Annotated in this window: 20 protein-coding genes and 1 tRNA gene; 14 read left to right on the top strand and 7 right to left on the bottom strand. The window is 43.5% G+C overall.

Annotated features, from left to right (window positions below):
* Positions 1-7 precede the first annotated feature (7 nt).
* The 3 genes from rpmG (at position 8) to nusG (ending at position 995) form a co-directional block, all read left to right on the top strand.
* Positions 8-160 carry a 50S ribosomal protein L33 gene (rpmG, locus tag P7J49_RS03700; RefSeq protein ID WP_002940258.1) on the top strand — a complete coding sequence of 51 codons (153 nt, stop codon included), beginning with the start codon at positions 8-10 and terminating at the stop codon, positions 158-160.
* A gap of 9 nt (positions 161-169) precedes the next feature.
* Positions 170-346, top strand: coding sequence for a preprotein translocase subunit SecE (secE, locus tag P7J49_RS03705; RefSeq protein ID WP_002940255.1), 177 nt, complete (start codon positions 170-172; stop codon positions 344-346).
* A gap of 109 nt (positions 347-455) precedes the next feature.
* Positions 456-995: a transcription termination/antitermination protein NusG gene (nusG, locus tag P7J49_RS03710; RefSeq protein ID WP_408569463.1), complete on the top strand. Its 540-nt coding sequence runs from the start codon at positions 456-458 to the stop codon at positions 993-995.
* A 174-nt stretch (positions 996-1,169) separates the two neighbouring features.
* Here nusG and P7J49_RS03715 read toward each other — a convergent pair.
* Positions 1,170-1,240: transfer RNA gene (locus tag P7J49_RS03715), tRNA-Cys, on the bottom strand.
* A gap of 164 nt (positions 1,241-1,404) precedes the next feature.
* Here P7J49_RS03715 and P7J49_RS03720 point away from each other — a divergent pair.
* The 3 genes from P7J49_RS03720 (at position 1,405) to tsf (ending at position 4,679) form a co-directional block, all read left to right on the top strand.
* A complete protein-coding gene (locus tag P7J49_RS03720) occupies positions 1,405-2,397 on the top strand; it encodes a DUF4767 domain-containing protein (RefSeq protein ID WP_408569465.1) in 993 nt (330 codons plus the stop codon).
* 196 nt (positions 2,398-2,593) lie between these two features.
* Positions 2,594-3,370 carry a 30S ribosomal protein S2 gene (gene rpsB, locus P7J49_RS03725; protein ID WP_012775356.1) on the top strand — a complete coding sequence of 259 codons (777 nt, stop codon included), beginning with the start codon at positions 2,594-2,596 and terminating at the stop codon, positions 3,368-3,370.
* Between the two features lie 268 nt (positions 3,371-3,638).
* On the top strand, positions 3,639-4,679 hold the full coding sequence (gene tsf / locus P7J49_RS03730) for a translation elongation factor Ts (protein WP_408569468.1): 1,041 nt from the start codon (positions 3,639-3,641) through the stop codon (positions 4,677-4,679).
* A 584-nt stretch (positions 4,680-5,263) separates the two neighbouring features.
* Here the strand turns inward: tsf and P7J49_RS03735 are convergent.
* Both P7J49_RS03735 and P7J49_RS03740 read right to left on the bottom strand, forming a co-directional pair.
* Positions 5,264-5,965 carry a GNAT family acetyltransferase gene (locus P7J49_RS03735; RefSeq protein ID WP_408569470.1) on the bottom strand — a complete coding sequence of 234 codons (702 nt, stop codon included), beginning with the start codon at positions 5,963-5,965 and terminating at the stop codon, positions 5,264-5,266.
* A complete protein-coding gene (locus P7J49_RS03740) occupies positions 5,965-6,303 on the bottom strand; it encodes a thioredoxin domain-containing protein (RefSeq protein WP_408569472.1) in 339 nt (112 codons plus the stop codon). The genes P7J49_RS03735 and P7J49_RS03740 overlap by 1 nt, the downstream gene beginning before the upstream one ends.
* A gap of 144 nt (positions 6,304-6,447) precedes the next feature.
* Between P7J49_RS03740 and P7J49_RS03745 the strand changes: the two genes are divergently transcribed.
* From P7J49_RS03745 to P7J49_RS03755, 3 genes are all read left to right on the top strand, one after another.
* Positions 6,448-6,906, top strand: a complete 459-nt coding sequence (locus P7J49_RS03745) for a CtsR family transcriptional regulator (RefSeq protein WP_408569474.1) — start codon at positions 6,448-6,450, stop codon at positions 6,904-6,906.
* Between the two features lie 3 nt (positions 6,907-6,909).
* Complete coding sequence (locus tag P7J49_RS03750; RefSeq protein ID WP_408569476.1) at positions 6,910-9,363, top strand: ATP-dependent Clp protease ATP-binding subunit; 2,454 nt, start codon at positions 6,910-6,912, stop codon at positions 9,361-9,363.
* A 118-nt stretch (positions 9,364-9,481) separates the two neighbouring features.
* Complete coding sequence (locus tag P7J49_RS03755) at positions 9,482-9,961, top strand: adenylyltransferase/cytidyltransferase family protein (protein WP_408569478.1); 480 nt, start codon at positions 9,482-9,484, stop codon at positions 9,959-9,961.
* 100 nt (positions 9,962-10,061) lie between these two features.
* Here P7J49_RS03755 and dusB read toward each other — a convergent pair whose 3' ends face one another.
* The 4 genes from dusB to gshAB form a co-directional block, all read right to left on the bottom strand.
* Positions 10,062-11,066, bottom strand: a complete 1,005-nt coding sequence (dusB, locus tag P7J49_RS03760) for a tRNA dihydrouridine synthase DusB (RefSeq protein ID WP_408569480.1) — start codon at positions 11,064-11,066, stop codon at positions 10,062-10,064.
* The gene (gene hslO, locus P7J49_RS03765; protein ID WP_408569482.1) at positions 11,059-11,925 is read right to left on the bottom strand and encodes an Hsp33 family molecular chaperone HslO; all 867 of its coding nucleotides are present in this window, start codon (positions 11,923-11,925) and stop codon (positions 11,059-11,061) included. The genes dusB and hslO overlap by 8 nt, the downstream gene beginning before the upstream one ends.
* Before the next feature lie 79 nt (positions 11,926-12,004).
* Complete coding sequence (locus P7J49_RS03770) at positions 12,005-15,124, bottom strand: DUF6359 domain-containing protein (protein ID WP_408569484.1); 3,120 nt, start codon at positions 15,122-15,124, stop codon at positions 12,005-12,007.
* Between the two features lie 534 nt (positions 15,125-15,658).
* Positions 15,659-17,890, bottom strand: coding sequence for a bifunctional glutamate--cysteine ligase GshA/glutathione synthetase GshB (gene gshAB / locus P7J49_RS03775; RefSeq protein WP_408569486.1), 2,232 nt, complete (start codon positions 17,888-17,890; stop codon positions 15,659-15,661).
* Between the two features lie 363 nt (positions 17,891-18,253).
* Between gshAB and P7J49_RS03780 the strand changes: the two genes are divergently transcribed.
* The 5 genes from P7J49_RS03780 to rseP all read left to right on the top strand — a co-directional run bounded on the left by P7J49_RS03780 (position 18,254) and on the right by rseP (position 22,933).
* Entirely contained in the window at positions 18,254-19,546 is a 1,293-nt protein-coding gene (locus P7J49_RS03780) for an adenylosuccinate synthase (RefSeq protein WP_002940128.1), read from the top strand.
* Positions 19,547-19,655: 109 nt separating this feature from the next.
* Positions 19,656-19,979 carry a preprotein translocase subunit YajC gene (gene yajC, locus P7J49_RS03785; protein ID WP_002940126.1) on the top strand — a complete coding sequence of 108 codons (324 nt, stop codon included), beginning with the start codon at positions 19,656-19,658 and terminating at the stop codon, positions 19,977-19,979.
* A 113-nt stretch (positions 19,980-20,092) separates the two neighbouring features.
* Entirely contained in the window at positions 20,093-20,848 is a 756-nt protein-coding gene (locus P7J49_RS03790) for an isoprenyl transferase (protein WP_013730586.1), read from the top strand.
* 9 nt (positions 20,849-20,857) lie between these two features.
* The gene (locus tag P7J49_RS03795) at positions 20,858-21,664 is read left to right on the top strand and encodes a phosphatidate cytidylyltransferase (protein ID WP_002940117.1); all 807 of its coding nucleotides are present in this window, start codon (positions 20,858-20,860) and stop codon (positions 21,662-21,664) included.
* A 9-nt stretch (positions 21,665-21,673) separates the two neighbouring features.
* Entirely contained in the window at positions 21,674-22,933 is a 1,260-nt protein-coding gene (gene rseP, locus P7J49_RS03800) for an RIP metalloprotease RseP (protein WP_408569489.1), read from the top strand.
* The last annotated feature ends 356 nt before the right edge of the window (positions 22,934-23,289 follow it).

Raw genomic sequence — 23,289 nt, forward strand, 5'->3', positions numbered from 1 at the left:
GGGCTTTATGGCACTAAAAAAAGCAAGCCTAGCCTGTACTGTTTGTGGTTCTCGAAACTATTCAATCAGCCTTTCGAGCAATCCCAAGCCAACACGGTTAGAAGTAAATAAATTTTGTAAACACTGTGGACAATACACTGTTCACAAGGAAACCAGATAGGAGTCACGCATGAAATTTATCAAAGACATTATCCGCATTTTAAAAGATACGTCTTGGCCAACTCGTAAGCAGAGCTGGACGGATTTCGTGTCTGTAGTGGAATATACTGCCTTTTTCGTAGCGGTGGTTTACCTCTTTGACTTGATTTTGTCACGAGGAATCATGAGCTTGATCAATCTTTTCTAGAAAATACTTGCCATTTGTAAAATGGAAGTGATATAATAAGGAAAAGCGAAAGCCTTCGGGCTTTTTTTAGCGTCTAAAAATTCCGTGTTTCCAAAGAAAGGAAGTAACAATGTACGATAGTTTTGATAAAGGCTGGTTTGTTTTACAGACCTACTCAGGATATGAAAATAAAGTGAAGGAAAACTTGCTCCAACGTGCCCACACTTATAACATGTTGGAAAACATCCTTCGTGTAGAAATTCCAACTCAGACTGTTCAGGTTGAAAAGAACGGTGAGGTCAAGGAAGTAGAAGAAAACCGTTTCCCTGGTTATGTTTTGGTTGAGATGGTTATGACCGATGAAGCTTGGTTTGTGGTTCGTAACACGCCAAACGTTACAGGTTTCGTGGGTTCACACGGTAACCGTTCAAAACCAACTCCACTTTTGGAAGAAGAAATTCATCAAATCTTGGTGTCTATGGGGCAAACCGTTCAAGAATTTGATATTGATGTCAAAGTTGGAGATGTTGTGCGGATTATCGAAGGTGCCTTCTCTGGTTACGAAGGAAAGGTGGCAGAGATTGACAACAACAAGGTGAAGATGGTTATCTCTATGTTTGGTAATGATACCATTGCTGAAGTTAATTTGAGCCAGATTGCTGAGTTGTAATATATCCATGCTCCTCATAGCGACAAGCTATGGGGAGTTTGTTGATATTTTGGGTGTCCAAAATTTGTCCAAAAACTTTTTCTGTTTTAACTGAATTTTACCAAATAACAAAACAAAAAAGCCCGAAAAATCGGGCTTTTGACTTGTATAAATTCGGATAAAATCCTATAATAAAGGCGGTAGACGGATTTGAACCGACGATCAAGCTTTTGCAGAGCCGTGCCTTACCACTTGGCTATACCGCCATAACAAAGAATATTGTACCTTAAATAGTGAAATTGGTCAAGTGGAAAATGAACATTTGTCGATAATGTAGATATAAGCAAATGTCCAGAACTCCATAAGTGCTAGAGGCGTTAGTCAAAAACTTCTACCGAGTGGATGATTAGTGTGAAAAAGGAGATAGGAAATGAAGCGGAATTTGATTGCATCAAGTTTTGTTGTGATGGTTCTTGCAAGTATGTTAACAGCTTGCGGAAATCAGAAGCAGGAGGCAGTGTCCTCATCTAAAGAAAGGGCTAGCTCTAGCTCGACAAGTACTAGTTCCGGTACATCAACTAAAAGTTCCACAACATCTACGTCCAGCAGTTCAAGTAGTCAGGTCGGTCCTTGGGATGCTGGCAAGGCAGAGGCTTTGAGGAATTTTGTGGTTGACCAGTGGGGACCTTCATTCTCGCCTCCCCAAAATTATGTATCCTATAGCCCAAATCGTACGGGAAACTTTTTTGGTGTGACCTTGCCCTCAGGTGTTCTCAGTGGCTCAGGGCAGCAAATGACTCCTGATTTTCTAGGAGAAACTCCTGACCTAGTTTGGAGTGAAACTGGTCAAGTAGAGGCAGGAAAAACAGCAGTAGTTGGGATCTATTCGGATATTGAAGCTTCAAAATCACAATTGGCTCATCTGTATCTCTTTACGATTAAAGATAGTCAGTTGATTGCTTGGATTACCGAGCAAAATCAAGGCAACCCAGAGAAGCGTTTGTATTTCCGACCAACTAAGAACCAGGAATTACAAGCTTTCTTTGAAAACTTGGTCCTCGGTAGAAGTTCAACAGTAGCAACTGAAACTAGCTCAGCAACTGTTCCTAATACATCTGTAGACACCAAGAATTTGACAGTCGAACAGGCAGCAAACTGGGCCAAGGCACATGCAGCTACAAGATATGGCGTACCTTTTACGAAAGATGATTTTCTATCACACGTGGTTACAAATGTTCAGTCATCCGATGGATTGGTTTACATTGAGGTTAGAGAAGACCACAGCAGTCCAAATATGAAAGGGACCGATCCTAATGTAGCCCCAGCAGCAGGTTTTTACAGGATCAATGCTAACGGTCAGTTAGAAAAAATGGATGTTGTTGCAGGGACCTATGCGGTGGTTGCCGAAACCTACTTTGAATAGAAGAAAAGGTAGGATTTTTTAAGATTCACAATAAAAGCTGATGATTTTTACTTGAAAATCATCAGCTTTTTTGGTATGATGATGGAGTTGCTGTGCAACAAATACTCATCTCGGACCAATTGTGGTCTTGTTGCCGAAAGGTTGGGCTGCAAGTCGAAGTTCGGGAGAGGAGAAAAAACAAAAAGGAGAAATACTCATGGCAGTAATTTCAATGAAACAACTTCTTGAGGCTGGTGTACACTTCGGTCACCAAACTCGTCGCTGGAATCCTAAGATGGCTAAGTACATCTTCACAGAGCGTAACGGTATCCACGTTATCGACTTGCAACAAACTGTAAAATTGGCTGACCAAGCTTACGAATTCATCCGTGACGCTGCAGCAAACGACGCAGTTATCTTGTTTGTAGGTACTAAAAAACAAGCTGCTGAAGCTGTTAAAGACGAAGCTATCCGCGCTGGTCAATACTTCATCAACCACCGTTGGTTGGGTGGAACTCTTACAAACTGGGGTACAATCCAAAAACGTATCGCTCGTTTGAAAGAAATCAACCGTATGGAAGAAGATGGAACTTTCGAAGTGCTTCCTAAGAAAGAAGTAGCATTGTTGAACAAACAACGTGCTCGTCTTGAAAAATTCTTGGGCGGTATCGCTGACATGCCACGCATTCCAGACGTAATGTTCGTCGTTGACCCACACAAAGAGCAAATCGCTGTTAAAGAAGCTAAAAAATTGGGTATCCCAGTTGTAGCGATGGTTGACACAAACACTGATCCAGATGATATCGATGTTATCATCCCAGCAAACGATGACGCTATCCGTGCTGTTAAATTGATCACAGCTAAAATGGCTGACGCTATCATCGAAGGCAACCAAGGTGAAGACAGCGTAGCAGCAGTTGAAGCTGAATTGGCAGCTGAGCCAGCATCTACAGAATCAATCGAAGAATTGGTTGAAGTTGTAGAAGGAAAATAAGTAACGAAGGCGTTTAGAAATCTGTATGAAAATAGGAAACTGACGCAGTATGCTTGCATACAAGGATTTTTATCTTTTTCACTAAGATTTTAGCCTGAGTACAATTGAATAAGTAACGAAGACGTTAAGAAAAGCATTAGATATATCTAAATTCTAGCTTTTTAGTCCGAGTACATTCTACATCATTTATCAAACAACAAAAACAATCCTAGAGGGGCAGGGCTGAGCCCGCTCCTCTATTTTATAAATACAAACAAGGAGAATAGACATGGCAGAAATTACAGCAGCTCTCGTTAAAGAATTGCGTGAAAAATCAGGTGCTGGCGTTATGGACGCGAAAAAAGCATTGGTTGAAGTAGAAGGCGATATCGAAAAAGCGATTGAATTGCTTCGCGAAAAAGGTATGGCTAAGGCAGCTAAGAAAGCTGACCGTGTAGCAGCTGAAGGTTTGACAGGTGTTTACGTTGATGGTAACGTAGCAGCAGTTGTTGAAGTTAACGCTGAAACAGACTTTGTTGCGAAAAACGCTCAATTCGTTGAATTGGTAAACACTACTGCTAAAGTAATTGCAGAAGGCAAACCAGCTGACAACGAAGCAGCTCTTAAATTGGTTATGCCTTCAGGTGAAACCCTTGAAGAAGCATACGTAAACGCAACTGCAACAATCGGTGAGAAAATCTCATTCCGTCGCTTTGCTTTGGTTGAAAAAACAGATGCTCAAGCATTTGGTGCATACCAACACAACGGCGGCCGTATCGGTGTTATCTCAGTTATCGACGGTGGAGATGAGACTCTTGCAAAACAAATCTCAATGCACATCGCTGCGATGAAACCAACTGTTCTTTCTTACACTGAATTGGATGAGCAATTCGTTAAAGATGAGTTGGCGCAAATCAACCACAAAATCGAGCAAGACAACGAAAGCCGTGCAATGGTTGACAAACCAGCATTGCCACTCTTGCAATATGGTTCAAAAGCTCAATTGACTGACGAAGTGATTGCAGCAGCTGAAGAAGCTATCAAAGCAGAATTGGCAGCAGAAGGCAAACCAGAAAAAATCTGGGACAAAATTATCCCAGGTAAAATGGATCGCTTCTTGCTTGACAACACTCAAGTTGACCAAGCGTACACACTTCTTGCACAAGTGTATATCATGGACGACAGCAAAACAGTTGAAGCTTACTTGAACTCAGTCAACGCTTCAGTTGTGGAATTCGCTCGTTTCGAAGTAGGTGAAGGTATCGAGAAAGCTTCAAACGACTTTGAAGCAGAAGTTGCAGCTACGATGGCAGCAGCTCTTGGTAAATAATTGGTAGTCTTCATTTTATCTTTTATTACTTCGACGAGCGAGGAAACGTTGTTTCCATATTTCCAACTTCAAATACTCCACTGGAGTATTTGAACTCGCCTTTCCGTACTTCAGTACAGCCTACGGCTCTTTTGAGGCGAACGTGGTTCGTACTATCTCCAGCCTTCAAAGGTTTCCCAAACCTTTGAAGCGAGTACTAAAAGCAAACTGAAAGACTACTCGACAACTCAAGAACTTCCGAAAGGGGGTTCTTTTTGTATTGAGGGTATTACTTCACGAATATGACTTACTTCGCAAGTTCGATCTCCAATCTTATACATGTACAAGCTGTGCGGCTCTTTTGAGGCGAACGTGGTTCGCACTATCTCCAGCCTTCAAAGGTTCCCCAAACCTTTGAAGCGAGTACTAAAAGCAAACTGAAAGACTACCTGATAATTCAAGAACTTCCGAAAGGAGGTTCTTTTTTGATAAATCGGTCTTAGGGCGGATGTCGGATGTGCTTGATTCGGTTATACTAGTATCAATCCTAAATATTTTTCATAATCTCCTTAAAAAGCACCGGCCTTGTGGTCGGTGCTTTTTTGTTAGATTTCTAAAATATAAGTATCCCAGCTGGGCTTGTTTGGTTGTCGGAATTGGTCAGCTAAACGCATGGCGATAGGATCGCAGTCATCAGCCTCAAAGCTAATTTGCTCATATTGTTCAAATAATTGACAAATAACTGCTTGGATGAAGGAATCAAAGCTTTGTTCATCTTTTCCGCATACGTAGGCAATTTCATCGGTATCTATGAAGGCCCAGTTTTCTGAGTCTGTATAAACTAGTTCAGGTAAATCCTTTTCGAATTCTTCTTGACTGGCAGTCCAAGGGTTGATGTCTTGATGAACTGTCTGATAGTGGTCAAAGACTCGCTGGCTAGCTCTTTGGTAGAGTGCGGTGCCTTTGTGGACTATGTTTAGGTTGGTAGCGCCTGTTTGACTGAGATAGTCTTGTTTGGTCACTTCAAACTCATAACATTTTCGCTTGCAGACAAAGCCTGCTGCGGTGAGGAAATGGATTCTTTCCTGCTCTGCAGAGGAGAGCATAACCTGAAGAGGTTTTCCGCCTAAGGAAGTCTGTAGGGACTGGAAGAGCTGCTCTGCTATGGTACAATCGAAATCAACTAAATCCAGTCGCAGATAGGTATTGGTCTGGTGGTAGGGATTTTGGTAGCTGTGAATCTTGCCTACTGGTCTTCCTTGATAAGAGACGTGGAAGGTGTTGGCTTGGTAGGAAATGTCTAGCATTAGTCTTGTATAAAAGCTACAATTTCTTCTTCCGTCATGCTGGAGTCGCAGCGGACTTGGACACCAGTCGATTTAGCGACCAAAAGACCAGGAACTGTAGGGACTTGATAGTGATCGCGGAGGGCCTGGAGTTCAGGACTGACTTGGCTGGAGTCAAGGAAGTGGACGGTCAATTCCTTGTTTTGGGCGACCTTGTGGAGTTTTGGTGCAAAGCGGTTGCAGTAAGGGCAGGTTGCTCGTCCGATGAAGAGAACAGCCCCCTCTTTTGTAGCTAGAAGGCCCTGTGCCTGCTCCACGGTTACGCTAGTAAAATCTTGGATGTAGTCTTGGAAGTTCATAATGTTCTCCTTTTTTTTCTTTTATTATAGAAAAAAACAGAGCAGATTTCAAAATTCTGCTACGGAAGGGACTGGGCTTTTGCTTTCAAAATTCGTCATTTTAGGGTATAATGGTCAAAGATAGTCAAAGAAAGAGGCGATACTATGGCGATGAAGAATACATCGGATTATATAGAAGAGCATATCAAAGCCATCTTGGACCAAGTCAGTGTAGCTGAGTTGCGTCGAAGTGAATTGGCCAGTCGGTTTGAAGTGGTGCCAAGTCAGATAAACTACGTGATAAAAACCCGTTTTACAGCCAGTCGAGGCTACATAGTGGAAAGCAAGCGTGGTGGCGGTGGCTACATTCGTATTGGTCGGATTACCTTTTCGGACAAGCACGAATTGGTTCATGATTTATTGAACAATATGGGCGAACAACTATCTGCTACGGTATATGCGGATATTTTACAACTCCTTTTTGATGAAGGTTTGATGACAGAACGAGAAGGCAATCTCTTTTTGTCCACAGGCTCTGATGAAATATTAGGAAAAGATGCAAGTGTCATTCGCGCTCGCATGATGCGTCAAGTCTTACGACGCTTAGATAGGAAAGAGGATTGATTCATGAAAATTTCAACTGGTTTACAGCGGGTTTTTGAAGATGCCCAGTTAGTGGCCCAACGTTATGCCTGTGATTACTTGGAAACCTGGCATGTTCTCTTGTCTTTCGTTATCAACCATGATACAGTCGCCGGCGCTGTTTTGGCAGAATATCCTATTTCAATTTCTGACTATGAACATGCAACTTTTGTTGTGACCGACAAGGTCTATCGTGAAGAGTTGGATAGTTTTCGTATTTTACCATCTTCTAAACGTTTGGATGAAACAGCTAGTTTTGCCAAGAAAATTGCAGAAGTCGTCAAGGCTAAGGAGCTGGGAACGGAACATTTGTTTATGGCTATGCTCTTGGATAAGCGTTCGACTGCTAGTCAGATTTTGGATAAAGTCGGTTTTCATTTTGAAGACTCAGATGATAAGATTCGTTTTTTAGATCTACGTAAAACCTTGGAAACACGTGCAGGCTTTACAAAGGAAGACTTGAAATCTATCCGCAGTATCATGAAGGGTGGGAAAAACAAGCCAACCAATGCGGGACAGATGATGGGAATGCCCCCAGCACCTCAAAGTGGTGGATTAGAAGACTACACTCGTGATTTGACAGCTTTGGCGCGTGAAGGGAAGATTGAACCTGTCATCGGTCGAGATGCTGAGATTGCACGGATGATCCAAATTCTATCACGTAAAACCAAGAATAACCCAGTTCTAGTTGGTGATGCTGGTGTCGGAAAAACTGCGCTTGCTTTGGGTCTTGCTCAACGTGTTGCTGCAGGTGATGTTCCTGTCAGCTTGGCTAAGATGCGGGTTTTGGAACTTGACTTGATGAATGTGATCGCTGGAACTCGTTTCCGTGGTGATTTCGAAGAGCGGATGAATAATATCATCAACGACATCGAGGAAGATGGTCAGGTCATCCTTTTCATCGATGAGTTGCATACCATTATGGGTTCTGGCTCGGGGATTGATTCGACCTTGGATGCAGCCAATATCCTCAAACCAGCTCTTGCTCGTGGCACCCTCCGTACGGTCGGAGCGACGACTCAGACAGAGTACCAAAAGCATATTGAGAAAGACGCAGCCCTGGTTCGTCGTTTTGCCAAAGTGACCATTGAAGAGCCGACAGTGGAAGATAGCATTGCCATTTTGACTGGTTTAAAAGGTACTTTTGAGAAATACCACAGGGTCCGTATTGGACAAGCAGCTGTAGAGACTGCTGTGACCTACGCTAAGCGGTATTTGACCAGCAAAAATCTGCCAGATTCAGCTATTGACTTGCTGGATGAAGCCAGTGCGACTGTACAAAATCGTGTGAAAGGGCAAGCTGAGGAAACAGGTCTGACCAGCATAGACAAGGCCTTGATGGCTAAAAAGTACAAGACCGTCAGCAAGCTCTTGCTTGAAGCTAAAGAAACAACGAAAGCTAGTCAAAACTATGACTTAGAAGTGACGGAAGAAGATATTTTAGAAACCCTAAGTCGCTTGTCTGGTATTCCTGTGGCCAAGCTCAGTCAGTCAGATACCAAGAAGTATCTGAATCTGGAAGCAGAATTACACAAGCGTGTGATTGGTCAGGAAGAAGCCATTTCTGCAGTTAGCAGGGCCATTCGTCGGAATCAGTCAGGTATTCGGACAGGTCGCAGACCAATTGGTTCCTTCATGTTCTTAGGACCAACTGGTGTTGGTAAAACAGAGCTTGCCAAGGCTTTGGCAGAAGTTCTCTTTGATGATGAATCGGCTCTTATTCGTTTTGACATGTCTGAGTACATGGAGAAATTTGCGGCAAGCCGTCTCAATGGAGCGCCTCCAGGCTACGTGGGCTATGAAGAAGGTGGCGAATTGACAGAAAAAGTTCGTAACAAACCTTATTCTGTTCTTCTTTTTGATGAGGTTGAAAAGGCTCATCCAGATATTTTCAATGTTCTCTTGCAGGTCTTGGATGATGGTGTTCTGACGGACAGTAAAGGGCGTAAGGTTGATTTCTCAAATACTATTATTATCATGACGTCAAACCTTGGAGCAACAGCCCTTCGGGATGATAAGACAGTTGGTTTTGGTGCCCTTGATTTATCTAAGGATCACAAGGAAGTGGAGAAACGCATTTTTGAGGAATTGAAAAAAGCCTATCGTCCAGAATTTATCAACCGTATTGACGAGAAAGTTGTCTTCCATAGCCTAACGGAAACTCATATGCAGGATGTTGTCAAGGTCATGATTAAACCTTTGTTGGCTGTAACAGCTGAGAAAGGAATTACTCTTAAACTGCAACCGTCAGCCCTTAAGTTATTGGCTAAACAAGGTTATGACCCAGAAATGGGAGCTCGTCCTCTTCGTAGGCTCTTACAAACCAAATTGGAAGATCCGTTGGCAGAAATGTTGCTCCGTGGTGACTTGACTACTGGTTCGACCTTGAAGGTTGGGGTCAAGGGTGAAGAGCTCAAGTTTGATGTGGTAAAGGGATAAGGAGTGCTTGTTGTTGCTATCCTTTCCAGATGTAGAATTGTTCTTCCGTTTTGAAAAAAGGATGACATAGTTGAAGAGGTGAGCTTGCTCGCCTCTTTAGCAAGTAGAAAGGAAATCTATGAATCAACCCATAGCTGTTGTTTTCGGAACCTTTGCTCCCATGCACAAGGGACATTTGGATTTGATCGAGCGAGCAAAGTTGGCTTGCGGTCAGGTTTGTGTGGTGGTTTCAGGCTATGATAGGGATCGTGGGGATAGGATAGGTTTAGACCTGACCAAACGATTTCAATTTGCTCAAGAGCAGTTTAAGGAAGATGATTTTGTCGAAGTTCGTGCCCTGGATGAAACGGATTTGCCTCCCTATCCAGATGGCTGGGATCTTTGGCTAGACCGCTTGCTTGCTTTGTTGGACTTGTCTGAACATCAAGTGCCAGTCTTCTATGTATCCGAGGAAGAATACGCTCAGGAACTGCACAGTCGAGGCTATCAAGCTTATTTTAGTCCTAGAAAATTTGGCATTTCAGCGACTCTCATTCGCGAGAATCCAGAGAAGTATCGAGACTACATTGCCCCTGCCTTTGTTGACTTTTTTTGCTGAGTAGGAATAATGTAATCATACAGAAAAAACGCATAAAATCAGGTTATAACCTAGGTTTTATGCGTTTTTGTATTAGTGAGTGTTGATTTATTCAGATTTTTTATTTAGCAATCCGTTCCTGATAGGCTTCTCTAGCTTGGTCAAAGAGTTCTTGGACCTGCTCGATAGTCTCTGCTCGGGCAACGGCACCACGGATCTTGGCAGCGCCAGCTGAACCACGGAGGTAGTGAGGAGCAAGGCCACGGAATTCACGTACGGCAATGGATTCGCCTTTGAGGTTGGTCAATCGGGTCAGGTGGTCGAAGGCGACATTGAGTTTATCTTCAAAGGATAGGTCGGGTAGGACTTCTCCAGTTTCAAGATAGTGGTTGATTTGGTTGAAGATGTAAGGATTGCCCATGGCAGTTCGTCCGACCATGACGGCATCAGCTCCGACTTCCTCGATTCGCTGACGGGCATCTTGGACATTACGGATGTCGCCGTTTGCGATGAAGGGAATCTTGGTTAGGCTGCCAGCCACCTTGGTCAAGGTTTCCAGGTCAACGGTTCCTGTGTACATCTGCTCACGGGTCCGCCCGTGCATGGCCAGGGCAGCCACACCGGCACTTTCTGCGGCTAGGGCATTTTCGACCGCCAGGTCGGTATTGTTCCAACCGGTCCGCATCTTAACGGTCAAGGGAATGTCGAGAACCGAGGTCACTTCCTTGATGATGTGGTAAATCTTGTCGGGATCCTTGAGCCACTTGGCACCAGCTTCGTTTTTAACGACCTTGTTGACAGGGCAGCCCATGTTAATATCGACGATATTGGCCTTGGTGTTGGTTTGGATGAAGTCAGCAGCCCGTTTCAATCCTTCGGCGTCGCCACCAAAAAGCTGGATGGACATAGGGTATTCGTTGTCGTCAATATGGAGCATGTGGAGGGTCTTCTCGTTGTTGTAGAGAAGGCCTTTTTCAGAAATCATTTCCATAACGACCAGACCAGCGCCCATTTCCTTGGCAATGGTGCGGAAGGCCGAGTTGGTCACGCCAGCCATTGGGGCCAGCACGCAGCGATTGGGGATTTCCACATCACCAATCATGAAAGGGGTGTTGAGATTAGCCATTGATGAGTTCCTCCAAATCGTTTTCGTCAAAGTGGTAATGGGTCTGGCAGAATTGACAGGTGATGTCTACGCCTTTGTCCTCGTCTTTCATCTCTTGCAGGTCCGCTTTTGGCAGGCTGGCTAGAGCATCGAGGAAGCGGTCCTTAGAGCAGTCGCAGACAAAGCCGATTTCCTCTTCTGACAGGCGTTTGAAGTCGTCGTCGCCATAAATGGCGGATAGCAGAGCTTCTATATGGTTTTCAGAAGCCAGCAAGCTCGAAATGGCAGGCATTTCTTGGATGCGTTTTTCGAAACGGGCAATTTCAGCCTCGGTCGCACCTGGTAAAACTTGCAGTAAGAATCCGCCAGCTACCTTGGCCTTGTCTTCCTCGTCCAACAAGACATTAAGTCCCACCGCAGACGGTGTCTGCTGGCTGTCTGTTAAGAAATAAGCAAAGTCTTCACCGATTTCACCAGAAATCAAAGGCGTCATGGAGTTGTAAGGATGACCTGTTCCGTAGTCTGTGATGACTAGGAATTGCCCATTGCCCACGAGAGGTCCAACGATGACTTCCCCAGTTGAGGTCCGTTTGTAGTCCAAGTCTGGATTTTGAATGTAGCCCTTGACCTGACCTTTGGTATTAGCAACGGAGATGATAGCCCCAACAGCACCGCTGGCTAAGATTTTCAGGGTGATCTTGGTGTCGCCTTTTTCATTGGCAGCCAAGATCTGATTGGCAATGAGGGTGCGGCCCAGAGCGACGGTGGACGACGCCATAGTGTCGTGTTTTTCTTGAGCCGTTTTTACGGTTTCTGTGCTATCTAGCACAAAGGCACGGAAATGCCCGCTTTTTGATAGTGTTTTAATAATTTTATCCATAACTTTAATTATAGCACAAGTGGAGGTGGAGCAGTAGAAAAATGAGCCTGAAAGTCATGCTTTCAAGCTCAAAAAATGATTAGGATTCTTTTTGTTTTTTGACAAGGCAGGCGCTCAAGATTACGAGACCGATTGTGATAAGTACAAAGCTTGTTTCTCCTCCTGTCTTTGGAAGGATTTTCTTTTGACTGTTTTTGGCAGTAGGGGTCACGGTTGTTTGTCCCTTGTCTGTAGCGCCAGAACGGTCATCAGCATTTACAGCTGTTTGATTAGAAGTTGAAAGATTTGTTGGCTTGTTATTGTTGGTCGTACCATTGTCATCACTATTATTGACTGTTCCTGAGTCATCTGTCTGCTTGTCGCTTGGTTCTGGTTGAGTTGGTTCTTGTGCCTTTGTCACATCCAGTTGTACCAATAGTGGATCGTGGTCAGAAGCTCTGCCATGTTCTTCCATAAAGGCTGAATTGACATGGACCATATCAAAGGCATAGCGGTCCAACAAGTTAGTTGATACTAGCATATTGTCAAGAGACTGATTGTTTCCGTTATAGAAGTAAGAGAAGCGATCGGATGCATCATGACGACTAACGAGGTTAGCCATTCCTCCTGTTTCTAAAATTTCTATGGTTTTAGTAAATTCATAGTCATTGAAGTCGCCTAGCATAACGATATTAGCATTTGGATTTTGAGCTAAGCCTGCTTTTGTAAAGTCAGCGATAGTTTGTGCTAGTATGTGGCGTTTTTCTTCGGACTTGAAGCTGACAGGTTGGATTTTTCCGTAGAGACCATTGTCACCGCGTTTTGAGTTGAGATGGTTGGCAAGGACAACGACTTTCTCGCCTTTGAAGACGAATTCAGCTGCAAGTGTTTTGCGGACAGCTGCCCAAGCAGGGTTGGTTGGGTCGATTCGGCCCAGGCTGAGATTGAGTTCGCCGTTTTCCCATGCAACTGCCTGTGTTGCGGTACCGATTGGTTTGTCAGATAGGTTGACACGTTTTGAGTTGTAGAGGAAGCCGACGCGAATATTGCCTCCTTCCTGTCCGCCGTCTTTGTTGTTTTCAGGAGCAATATCCACATAGGTATAGGTTGGTCCGCCAGCTGCTTGAATGGCTGCAATTAGGCGCTCAGCACTCTTACTAGCATCAGTTGTGCCATCATTTGTAGCACCGTTGTTGTCCTGCACTTCAATCAATCCGATAATATCTGGAGAATGTAGGTCTGAAACAAAGGATTTGGCAATGCGTCGGACTTTAGCGTCTGATGTTGACTTACTGTCAGCAGAAAAGTTTTCAATGTTATAAGAAGCGATAGTCAGCTTGTCATCATTTGGGATAATGGTTGTTGTTTCTGGTTTTGTAGCTCCTTCGTGCAAGGTTGGAAGGGTGCTATCATCTACATAGACTTTATAATTGGTGTAAGAGTAGGTGACTGGTCCAGCGATACGACCGGTGAAATAGTCTCCTGATTTGACGATTTGTTTTCCATTTTTCAAAAGGAGTGGAATGATATTGGTATTATTCCCTTCAGGGCGAAGGTTGACGCCTCCAACATTATTTAAAGGAAGTTGACTAGTGGCAGGAGTGACATAGATTTCCTTGTTTTTTAGTGGGCCAAGGATTTTTGCATCATCCACGGCAACCACCATGCCTTCAACGGATTCCCAGAAATCGAGCGCATCTTGTTCTGGATCAAATTGAGCCAAACCGTCGTTGTCAATAATATCTGCTGGGATGGTCCGATCAAGACCAAGGACTATAGGAGATGGTACAGGTGCAGTCCCATCCACAGTTACTTCAGTAGCTCGAATTTGTGTGATGGTTAAGTCTGTTTCCCCACGTTCTGTATAACCTTTTCCGAGGTATTCTTCTACACGTCCTGCGATAGTGACAAGATCTCCTATCTTGACATTTGTTTTTAATTTGTCAGTAAAAATATTAATACCGTCAGATGTTTTGACGTCTCCATCTGGTGTGACATCTTGCACGTAGAAGTTATTGGCAGAGGTAACGTAGGTTACTACGACATTTTTAAGCATAACAGATTGATTCACCAGAGGTGACTGGTGACTTGCACCTTGAATGCGACCGACTGTTACAGTTTCGGTCTTTCCAGGTGCTGTTTCTGTTGTTGCCTTTTCAATGACTTCAAAATGAGAGAGGTCAAATGGTTTTAATTGTATTTTTCCGTTATAGGTGGATAAAATAGCGGTTAGATTAATCTTATCTCCCTTGTTGATATGGTTCAAAAGATCAGCCGTTTTGATACCTGTTCGACTATCTAAACGCACATCCACAGTTTGTCCTTCGGAATCAGTTACGGTAAAGGTAGCATTTTGATAGCTATCGCTTTGAATATCTCCGACAGTCAAGTTTTTTAGAGAAACTAGTGTTGCCTGTGCTTGCGTTGCTAACTGAGCGATATTTGTTTCTGTAATGGGAGCGTTGAAATGCTCAGATATAGCCTTGTGGTTGCTAACTGTGGTTAGTTGGAGTTCGCCTTTATACTCATCCAATGTTCCTGTTAATTGAACGGTATCACCAGGCTGATAGCCCAAGGCAGCCCCTGGGTAGATATAGATACCAGCACCGTCAGAACCCTGGAGGTAAAAACCATTTCCTCCCCAACCGTTTACTAGGCTAATGATTTTACCAGAAACGGTGTACTCTGTTCCTTGTGCACCAGAGCGAACAGTAGCAATCGGTGTAGAAACAAGGTCGCTTGACTCGGTAGTCGTATTTTCACTGGTTGGTGGCTGAACATTAGTAGAAGATGAATCTACGATTTCAATCGCTGTAGCTGGTTTGATTCCAGCTCGCTTCATGTATGTATCGCTAGTTCCTGTGATGCGAACCAATTTTCCGACTAGTTCGGGATGATCAACGAGGTTGAATTGGCTGCGAAGAGGTTCTTTTAGTTGAATAGGGATAGTGTCGGCGGCCGCAGTATCCATGCTTGCACCAAGGGCTAGATTTGTTTTGTTAGTGGCGTCAAAAGCGGTTCCTCTACTATTAAGTGGTGCAATAAGATAGCCTTGTATCGTGACCTCCGACTTGGTTATTGCAAGTGACGGATAATTCTCTATCGCCACTTCAGTAGCGTGCACAGATGGTATGGGCGAAGTGGCAAGACTAAGCAAGAGTCCGGCTGTTACCGCTACAGACCCTACGGTATAGAAGAGAGAACGGTTTCTAATTTTCATATAAAACTCCTTTTTGTTATATATGGACGTTATCAAAACGTCTGCAGTTGTTATATATATAGTTTAACAAAAAATGAGTTGTTTGGAATACTTTTTTTAGATATAATACGGATATTTTTAAAAATTCAAATGAAATAGTAAAAATACATTAGAAAACAAAATAAATAACGAACGATATAGTGAGATGCTGGAAATTGGTTCATAAAAAGCACCCAGATATAAATGATTATCTTGGTGCCATATTCATTTTACTTAACATTAGTTGGGAGTTTAAAAGGTCTGGGAGACCTTTTAAAGTGGGAGATATAAGCTGACGGCAGTCAGCTCACATAAATTGATGTCTGGGAATAGACTGTTTCAGCTCAACAACTAGAAATAAAGACTTGTTGACGAACTCTTTTTATCTTGGTCGAGTTCTTTCCCACTCCTAGCAACCTGCAGCTATTGAGGCGAATGTGCTTTACCTTATCTCCAGCCTTCAAAAGTTCCACGAACCTCTGAAGTAAGCATTAACAAAGTAAGGAAAGTGGAAAACTATAGCTCTGGAAACAATTTTTTCAAAATCTTCGGCGTAATGCTCTGTCCAGGTCCTGCGTAAGTATAGGTGTGCAGGTACATGGCAGGGTTGAAGTTGAGCTCAATACAGGTGCAGTTTGGATCTTCCTTGCTTGCTGGCTTGGTGCGGTCGGGGATAATCAAGTCCACACCACAGACCCAAGCTCCCATAGCAGTCGCCATAGCGGCAGCCAGTTGCTTGTAGGACTCGTCCATCTGATCGGTCATATCAATGGAGTCACCACCCGTTGAGATATTGGAATTGCCACGCAGAAAGGCTTGAACGCCCTCTGGCAAGACCGTATCAGGTGTGTAGCCCTGTTGCTCCAACATGAGCAGTTCGATATCGCCTAGATTGATGATTTCAAGTGGCGAACGATGGTCACGCCCTCGCAGTGGATCTTGGTTTTTTTGCTCTACTAATTCATGGATGGTTGAGCTACCGTCCCCCACGACATTGGCCGCGACGCGGAGCAGGACAGCCTCGCACTTGCCATCAAGGATAAAGAAGCGGTACTCAGTTCCCGCTACGAACTCCTCCACGAGCACATGGCTATCTTCCGAAAAGGCGATGTCCAGGGCTTTTTCATAGTCCGCAAGGCTGGCTGGCTCCTGGAAGATAGAGATGCCTAGGCCGAAGTTGGTAGATTTTGGTTTGACAACAATAGCAGAGCTGGCTACCTGCCCGTAGTACCGCAGGGCATCTGTCTTGTTTGCAAATTCAGCTCCCGCAGGTACTGGAAAACCAGCCTGGTCCAAGATTTCCTTGGTCACGACCTTGTTGGCCATGGCTAGAGGAATGACGTAGTTGTCCTTGGAGGTCATGTTGCCATTTTTGATGTACTCGACATGGTCACCATGCCATAGTTTGAGAAATTGGTCTTCTTCATCCAAAATCTCCACGTTCAAGCCCAGCTGAATGGCGTCAAAGAGAATCATCTGGGTGGAGAGTTCCATGTTTTCATAGCCCTTGAGGGCGTATGGGGCTGTCCAAGCATAGTCATGGAAAGTCTTGCCTTGTTGCTGGCCAAATCGTTCCAAAGACCCATCTTCAACCTGCTCTGCTATTTTTCCAGAAAGGGTCAAACGAGGGTCTTGAAGTGCTGCCTCCACATGTGCAATGAGCTGGCCATAGTAGTCATCCAGTCCAAAGTGTAGAACTATGGCTTTCATGGCTGTCAAGATTGGCGTGGCATCGGCATCGCTAGGTAGAGGTGTGTGGGGATGGCTAAGGGCGATGAGATTGTTAAGTTTATCTGCTTTTGCTAAGGTGTTATCAACATCTGTCAGTTGGTCTAGCCAAAGAAGAGATAAGATAAAGAGGTGGACTGTATCAAGGGTTTCTTGACTAATAGCAAGCGGGTCATAGGGGTTAAGGTCGAAGGAACGGAATTCTAAATAAGAAATCCCCTTGCTGAGGTAGTCACGGCTAGTCTTTGCTCCACGTAGTCGGACGGAAGAGTAAAATTCCTTCTCAGCGGATAGTTGACCAGATTGGACAGCTTGTTCGATGTCGGCCACGTACTGTTGGAGAGAAGAAAAGGAAATATGAACATCATCGGAGTTGACATAGCCGTACTTGGAATTACGAATGGAACGGACGCAACCGACTTCCGTGGTTAGGAATCCTTTTTCGGCTAGGCTACTTGCTCCATATAGGTAGGTTAAGAGCCAACGATAGTTGAGGAAATTTTGTGCTAATTTGAGGTAGAGGGTATTTTTGAATGCGATAAAGTCTGTTTCCTTGCTTAATTCAAAAAGTTGTTGGGTTAAGTCTTTTCCTAATTCAAAATTATAATGGATGCCAGACATAGACTGGACGAGCTTGCCATAGCGTTCCCCCAAACCGACACGATATTGGTACTCATAGTCGCTATCTAGTTGGGCAATTTGGATTTCTTCTTCTGAAATCACAGGAGGCATGGATAGGGGCCAGAGGTATTCCGTTTTTTCCATAGACCGCACCGCTACATCTGTGATAGCTCCGAGGAAACGACGGGCTTCCTTCGTCGACTGAGCGATCGGTGTAATCAACTCTAACTGTGGCTCGCTGTAGTCTGTCTGGATATAGGGGTGGAAGCTACGAGAACCCAGTTTATGAGGATGGGGAGTTTGTGCAACTCTGTGGTTTGAATTGATGCGAAGTGATTCGCGCTCAATTCCAAAAGTAGCCTGAAGAATGGGGCTGTTTGGTGATAATTTTTGTAACATACTAAGTCCTTTATATTTCTGTCAAAGTCTTATTCCAATTTTATCTAGATTGGAGGGTAAATACAAATTTCTGCTACGTTTCTGGTGAAAAATGTACTAAAAATCACTGAAAGCAAACAAAGACTTCGGATTTCTCTGTTAAAAGCATATTTACACATGTCTACCTCGTGTATTTAATCGGATTTTTATGAAATATACTTTTAAAAAAATAAAAACATTCGCTATATATGAAATTATTGGAAATTCTTGAAAAAATGTTCGTTTTTTGGTAGAATAGATTGTAAAACGAAACTTGCAGGTGAGATTCCTGCCAGAAGTAGAAGAAAGGCTGGGCTGGTTAGCCAGTTCAGAGAAAGAGTGAATATGACATCAGTAGTTGTTGTAGGAACCCAGTGGGGCGACGAAGGTAAGGGTAAAATTACAGACTTCTTGTCTGCTAATGCTGAAGTAATCGCACGTTATCAAGGTGGTGATAACGCTGGACACACTATCGTTATCGATGGCACGAAGTATAAATTGCACTTGATTCCGTCAGGAATCTTCTTCCCAGAAAAGATTTCTGTTATCGGTAATGGTGTGGTTGTCAATCCAAAATCTTTGGTGAAGGAAATCAACTATCTCCATGATTCAGGTGTGACGACAGATAATTTGCGGATTTCAGACCGCGCACATGTCATCTTGCCTTATCACATCAAATTGGACCAGTTGCAAGAAGAGTCTAAAGGTGAGAACAAGATTGGTACAACCAACAAGGGCATCGGTCCTGCTTACATGGACAAGGCAGCTCGTGTCGGTATCCGAATTGCAGACCTCTTGGACAAGGAGATTTTTGCAGAGCGTTTGAAGACAAACTTGGCTGAGAAAAACCGTTTGTTTGAGAAAATGTATGAGTCAACTCCAATCGAATTCGACGAAATCTTTGAAGAATACTACGCTTATGGTCAGGAAATCAAAAAGTATGTAACAGATACATCTGTTATTTTGAACGATGCTTTGGACCAAGGCAAACGTGTCTTATTTGAAGGTGCCCAAGGGGTTATGTTGGATATTGACCAAGGTACTTATCCATTCGTTACTTCTTCGAACCCAGTTGCTGGTGGTGTGACGATCGGTAGCGGAGTCGGCCCAAGCAAGATTGATAAGGTTGTTGGTGTATGTAAGGCCTACACTAGCCGTGTTGGTGACGGACCATTCCCGACTGAATTGCACGATGAAATCGGTGACCGCATTCGAGAAATCGGTAAGGAATACGGTACGACAACTGGCCGTCCACGCCGTGTCGGTTGGTTTGACTCAGTGGTGATGCGCCATAGCCGCCGTGTGTCAGGTATTACCAACTTGTCCCTCAACTCGATTGACGTCTTGTCAGGTCTTGAGACCTTGAAAATCTGCGTGGCTTACGATTTGGATGGTGAGCGGATTGACCACTACCCAGCAAGCTTGGAACAACTCAAACGCTGCAAACCAATCTACGAAGAGATGCCAGGTTGGTCAGAAGACATCACAGGTGTACGTAGCCTGGATGAATTGCCAGAAGCGGCTCGCAACTATGTTCGTCGTATCAGCGAATTGGTTGGAGTGCGTATCTCAACCTTCTCAGTTGGACCAGGTCGTGAACAGACCAATATCCTTGAGAGTGTATGGAGCGCAAAATAGTGTGCGAAGACTGAACAAAAGTTCGGTCTTTTTCTGTTTGGTCGAACTTTGCTTTCTTGGCCAGAATTTGATATAATCATGCTTATCAAACAATAAAAGAGGTAAACAAATGGAAGGTTTATTTTTGCCGCTTGTCATGGTTGCCATGATTGGTTTTATGTTCTATTCGCAACGTAAACAACAAAAACAACGTCAAGAAGCACTAAATCAAATCAAAAAAGGTGATGAAATTGTGACCATTGGTGGGCTATTTGGTATTGTCGATGAAATCGATGATAAAAAGGTTGTTCTCGATGTTGATGGTGTTTACTTGACATTTGAACGTGGTGCTATTCGTAATCGTGTAGCAAGTTCAGATACTACATCGGCAGTTGTTGAAGAAGTGGCAGTTGAAACGACAGAAGCAACTCCAGAAGCTGCAATTGAAGAATAAGGATGAAAAACCGAGGGAAACCTTGGTTTTCTCTTGTTTTAGCCCTGCCTGATTTTTGCTATCCTAGGTAAAAATATGGTATAATGAAACGATTATACAATAAGGAAAATACCATGTTTAAATTTAATTTTAAAAAGAAAGAAAGCATTGAAACAGCAATTGAAGTCCCTAAGCATATCGCTGTGATTATGGATGGCAATGGCCGTTGGGCGAAAAAGCGGATGCAGCCACGTATTATGGGGCATAAGGCTGGTATGGATGCACTGCAAAAGGTTACCAAGACGGCTTCTGATTTGGGAGTAAAGGTGTTAACTGTCTATGCCTTTTCTACAGAAAACTGGTCTCGACCGGAAAAAGAAGTGAAGTTTATCATGAATCTACCTGTGGAGTTTTATGATAAGTATGTTCCTGAACTCCATGCCAATAATGTCAAAATTCAGATGATTGGTGACCATTCAAAACTTCCTGTCCCGACTCTCAATGCGCTTTATAAAGCCGAACAAAAGACAAAGAGTAACACTGGTTTGATTCTCAATTTCGCTCTTAACTATGGCGGTCGTGATGAGGTGACTCGCGCAGTCAAGGCTATTGCGCAAGATGTCTTGGATGCCAAGTTCAATCCTGGAGATATTGATGAGAAATTAATAGCGGATTACCTCTATACAGGAACCTTATCACCAACGTTACGCGATCCCGATCTAGTTATTCGTACAAGTGGTGAACTTCGTCTTAGCAACTTCCTGCCGTGGCAAACAGCCTACAGCGAGCTGTACTTTACAGATATTGCGTGGCCTGATTTTGATGGAGAAGCACTTAAATTAGCGATTAAAGAATACAACCGTCGCCACAGACGTTTTGGCGGTGTATAAGGAGAAGGTATGACAAACGATTTACAGAAACGAGTGATATTTGGCGGCATTGCTCTAGCTATTTTCATTCCCTTTTTGTTGGCTGGTGGGATGGCATTTCAATTTTTTGTAGGCCTGTTAGCCATCATTGCTACGGCTGAATTGATTAAAATGCACCGCCTAGCACCTAATTCTATCGAGGGTGTCTTAGCTATGTTGGCCAGTTTAGTCTTGGCTCTTCCGCTCCAGAATTATCTGACATTTTTACCGACGGATGGAAATTACACAGCCTACGCCATTGTAGTATTTTTACTGCTTGGTTCGACGGTTTTTAATATCGGTCATTACAACTATTCCGATGTAGTCTTTCCAATTGCATCAAGTTTCTATGTTGGTATCGGCTTTCATAGTTTGATACTGGCTCGTATGGCTGGGCTCAATAAAGTCTTCTTTGCCCTCTGTTTAGTCTGGGCAACAGACATTGGTGCCTACTTAATCGGTCGTCAGATTGGTCGGAGAAAATTATTGCCGAAGGTTTCACCGAATAAAACGGTTGAAGGCTTTGTAGGCGGTATTCTTTCTGCGGTGGTAGTTGCTATCATTTTCTTGATTGTCGATAAGTCCTTGTTGGCGGGCTATTCATTTGGCATGATGTTGTTGTTGGTTGTGATTTTCTCGATATTCTCACAATTCGGAGACTTAGTAGAAAGTGCTATTAAACGCCATTTTGGTGTGAAGGATTCTGGAAAAATTATTCCAGGACACGGTGGTATCCTAGATCGTTTCGATGGTATGATTTTTGTTTTCCCAATCATGCACTTCTTTGGACTGTTTTAAGGAGGTACTATGAAGGGAATTTTAGCATTTATATTTATATTTAGTGTGATTGTGGTTGTCCATGAATTTGGTCATTTCTACTTCGCCAAGAAAGCTGGTATCCTTGTGAGGGAATTTGCGATTGGGATGGGTCCCAAAATTTTCGCTCATACAGGTAAGGATGGGACACTTTACACCATCCGTATCCTTCCCCTAGGTGGCTATGTTCGAATGGCTGGATGGGGTGAAGATAAGACAGAGATTAAGACAGGTAGTCCTGCCAGCCTCAGCTTGAATGAAGCTGGTGTTGTGACGCGGATTAATTTGTCTGGTAAGCAACTGGATAGTCTCAGTTTGCCAATGAATGTAACCAGTTTTGACTTCGAGGAAAAATTGGAAATCACAGGCTTGGTCTTGGAAGAAAGCAAGACCTATACGGTTGATCACGATGCCACGATTGTAGAGGAAGATGGAACAGAAGTTCGGATTGCTCCACTTGATGTTCAGTATCAAAATGCGACAGTCTGGGGACGGTTGATGACCAACTTTGCGGGTCCCATGAATAACTTTATTTTAGGGATTCTAGTATTTATTATTTTGTTCTTCATGCAAGGCGGGGTTGCCAACCCATCAAGCAATGCAGTAAGTATTACTGAAGGTGGTGCTTTGCAGGCTGCAGGTCTGGTTACAGGTGATAAAATCTTGTCGGTCAATGGTGAAGCGACGGATACTTATACAGAAATTGCTAGCATCATCAGTCAGGCAGCGACAGACGCTAGCTCAGCTCCAAGTTTTGATTTGGTTGTTGAACATGATGGAACTGAAAAAAATCTGACAGTTACCGCAGAAAAGGTTGACAATAGCTATCGAATTGGGGTTTCACCGATTTTAAAAACAGGCTTCGTTGATAAGATTATTGGGGGATTCCAGGAAGCTGGTGCGACGGCTATTTTGATTGTGACAGCTTTGAAAAACTTGATTGCTAACTTTGATGTGCAGCAATTAGGAGGCCCAGTTGCTATTTACTCTGTCAGCAACCAAGCTGCGGCAAATGGTTGGTTCTCTGTCTTTAACCTGATGGCCATGTTGTCAATCAATATTGGTATTTTCAATCTTATCCCAATTCCAGCTCTGGATGGTGGTAAGATTGTCATGAATATTTTAGAAGGCATTCGCAGAAAGCCGCTCAAACCAGAAACAGAATCCTATATCACTCTAGCAGGCGTTGCCATCATGGTCGTTCTCATGCTAGTCGTGACATGGAATGACATTATGCGTGTCTTCTTCTAAATAAAAACTACGAAAGGAATTGAATGCGTGCTAAATGCAGGATGTTCTGAAAAATACGAAAAAGAAAGGAACAGAGAGTTTTTAGATTTGAACTCGAGCGTCAGCGAGGGTTTTGAAAAGCGACTTCTGTGATTCCTAATCAAGTAAACTACGAAAGGAATTGAATGCGTGCTAAACGCAGGACGTTCTGAAAACTATGAAAGGAATTGAACACGGGCTGAAACCGTGTCTTCCTGTCAAACAAATGATGAAAGGAATTAAGGAGGTTCGTAATTGAACTCGGTCTAAAAACTCGGAAAATAGTTCGAGGACTACACCTCTGGATTTCCTGATGATGAAACTACGAAAGGAATTGA

Origin of the sequence: Streptococcus suis (genome assembly GCF_046032515.1) — a bacterium.
Classification (GTDB): domain Bacteria; phylum Bacillota; class Bacilli; order Lactobacillales; family Streptococcaceae; genus Streptococcus; species Streptococcus suis_AL.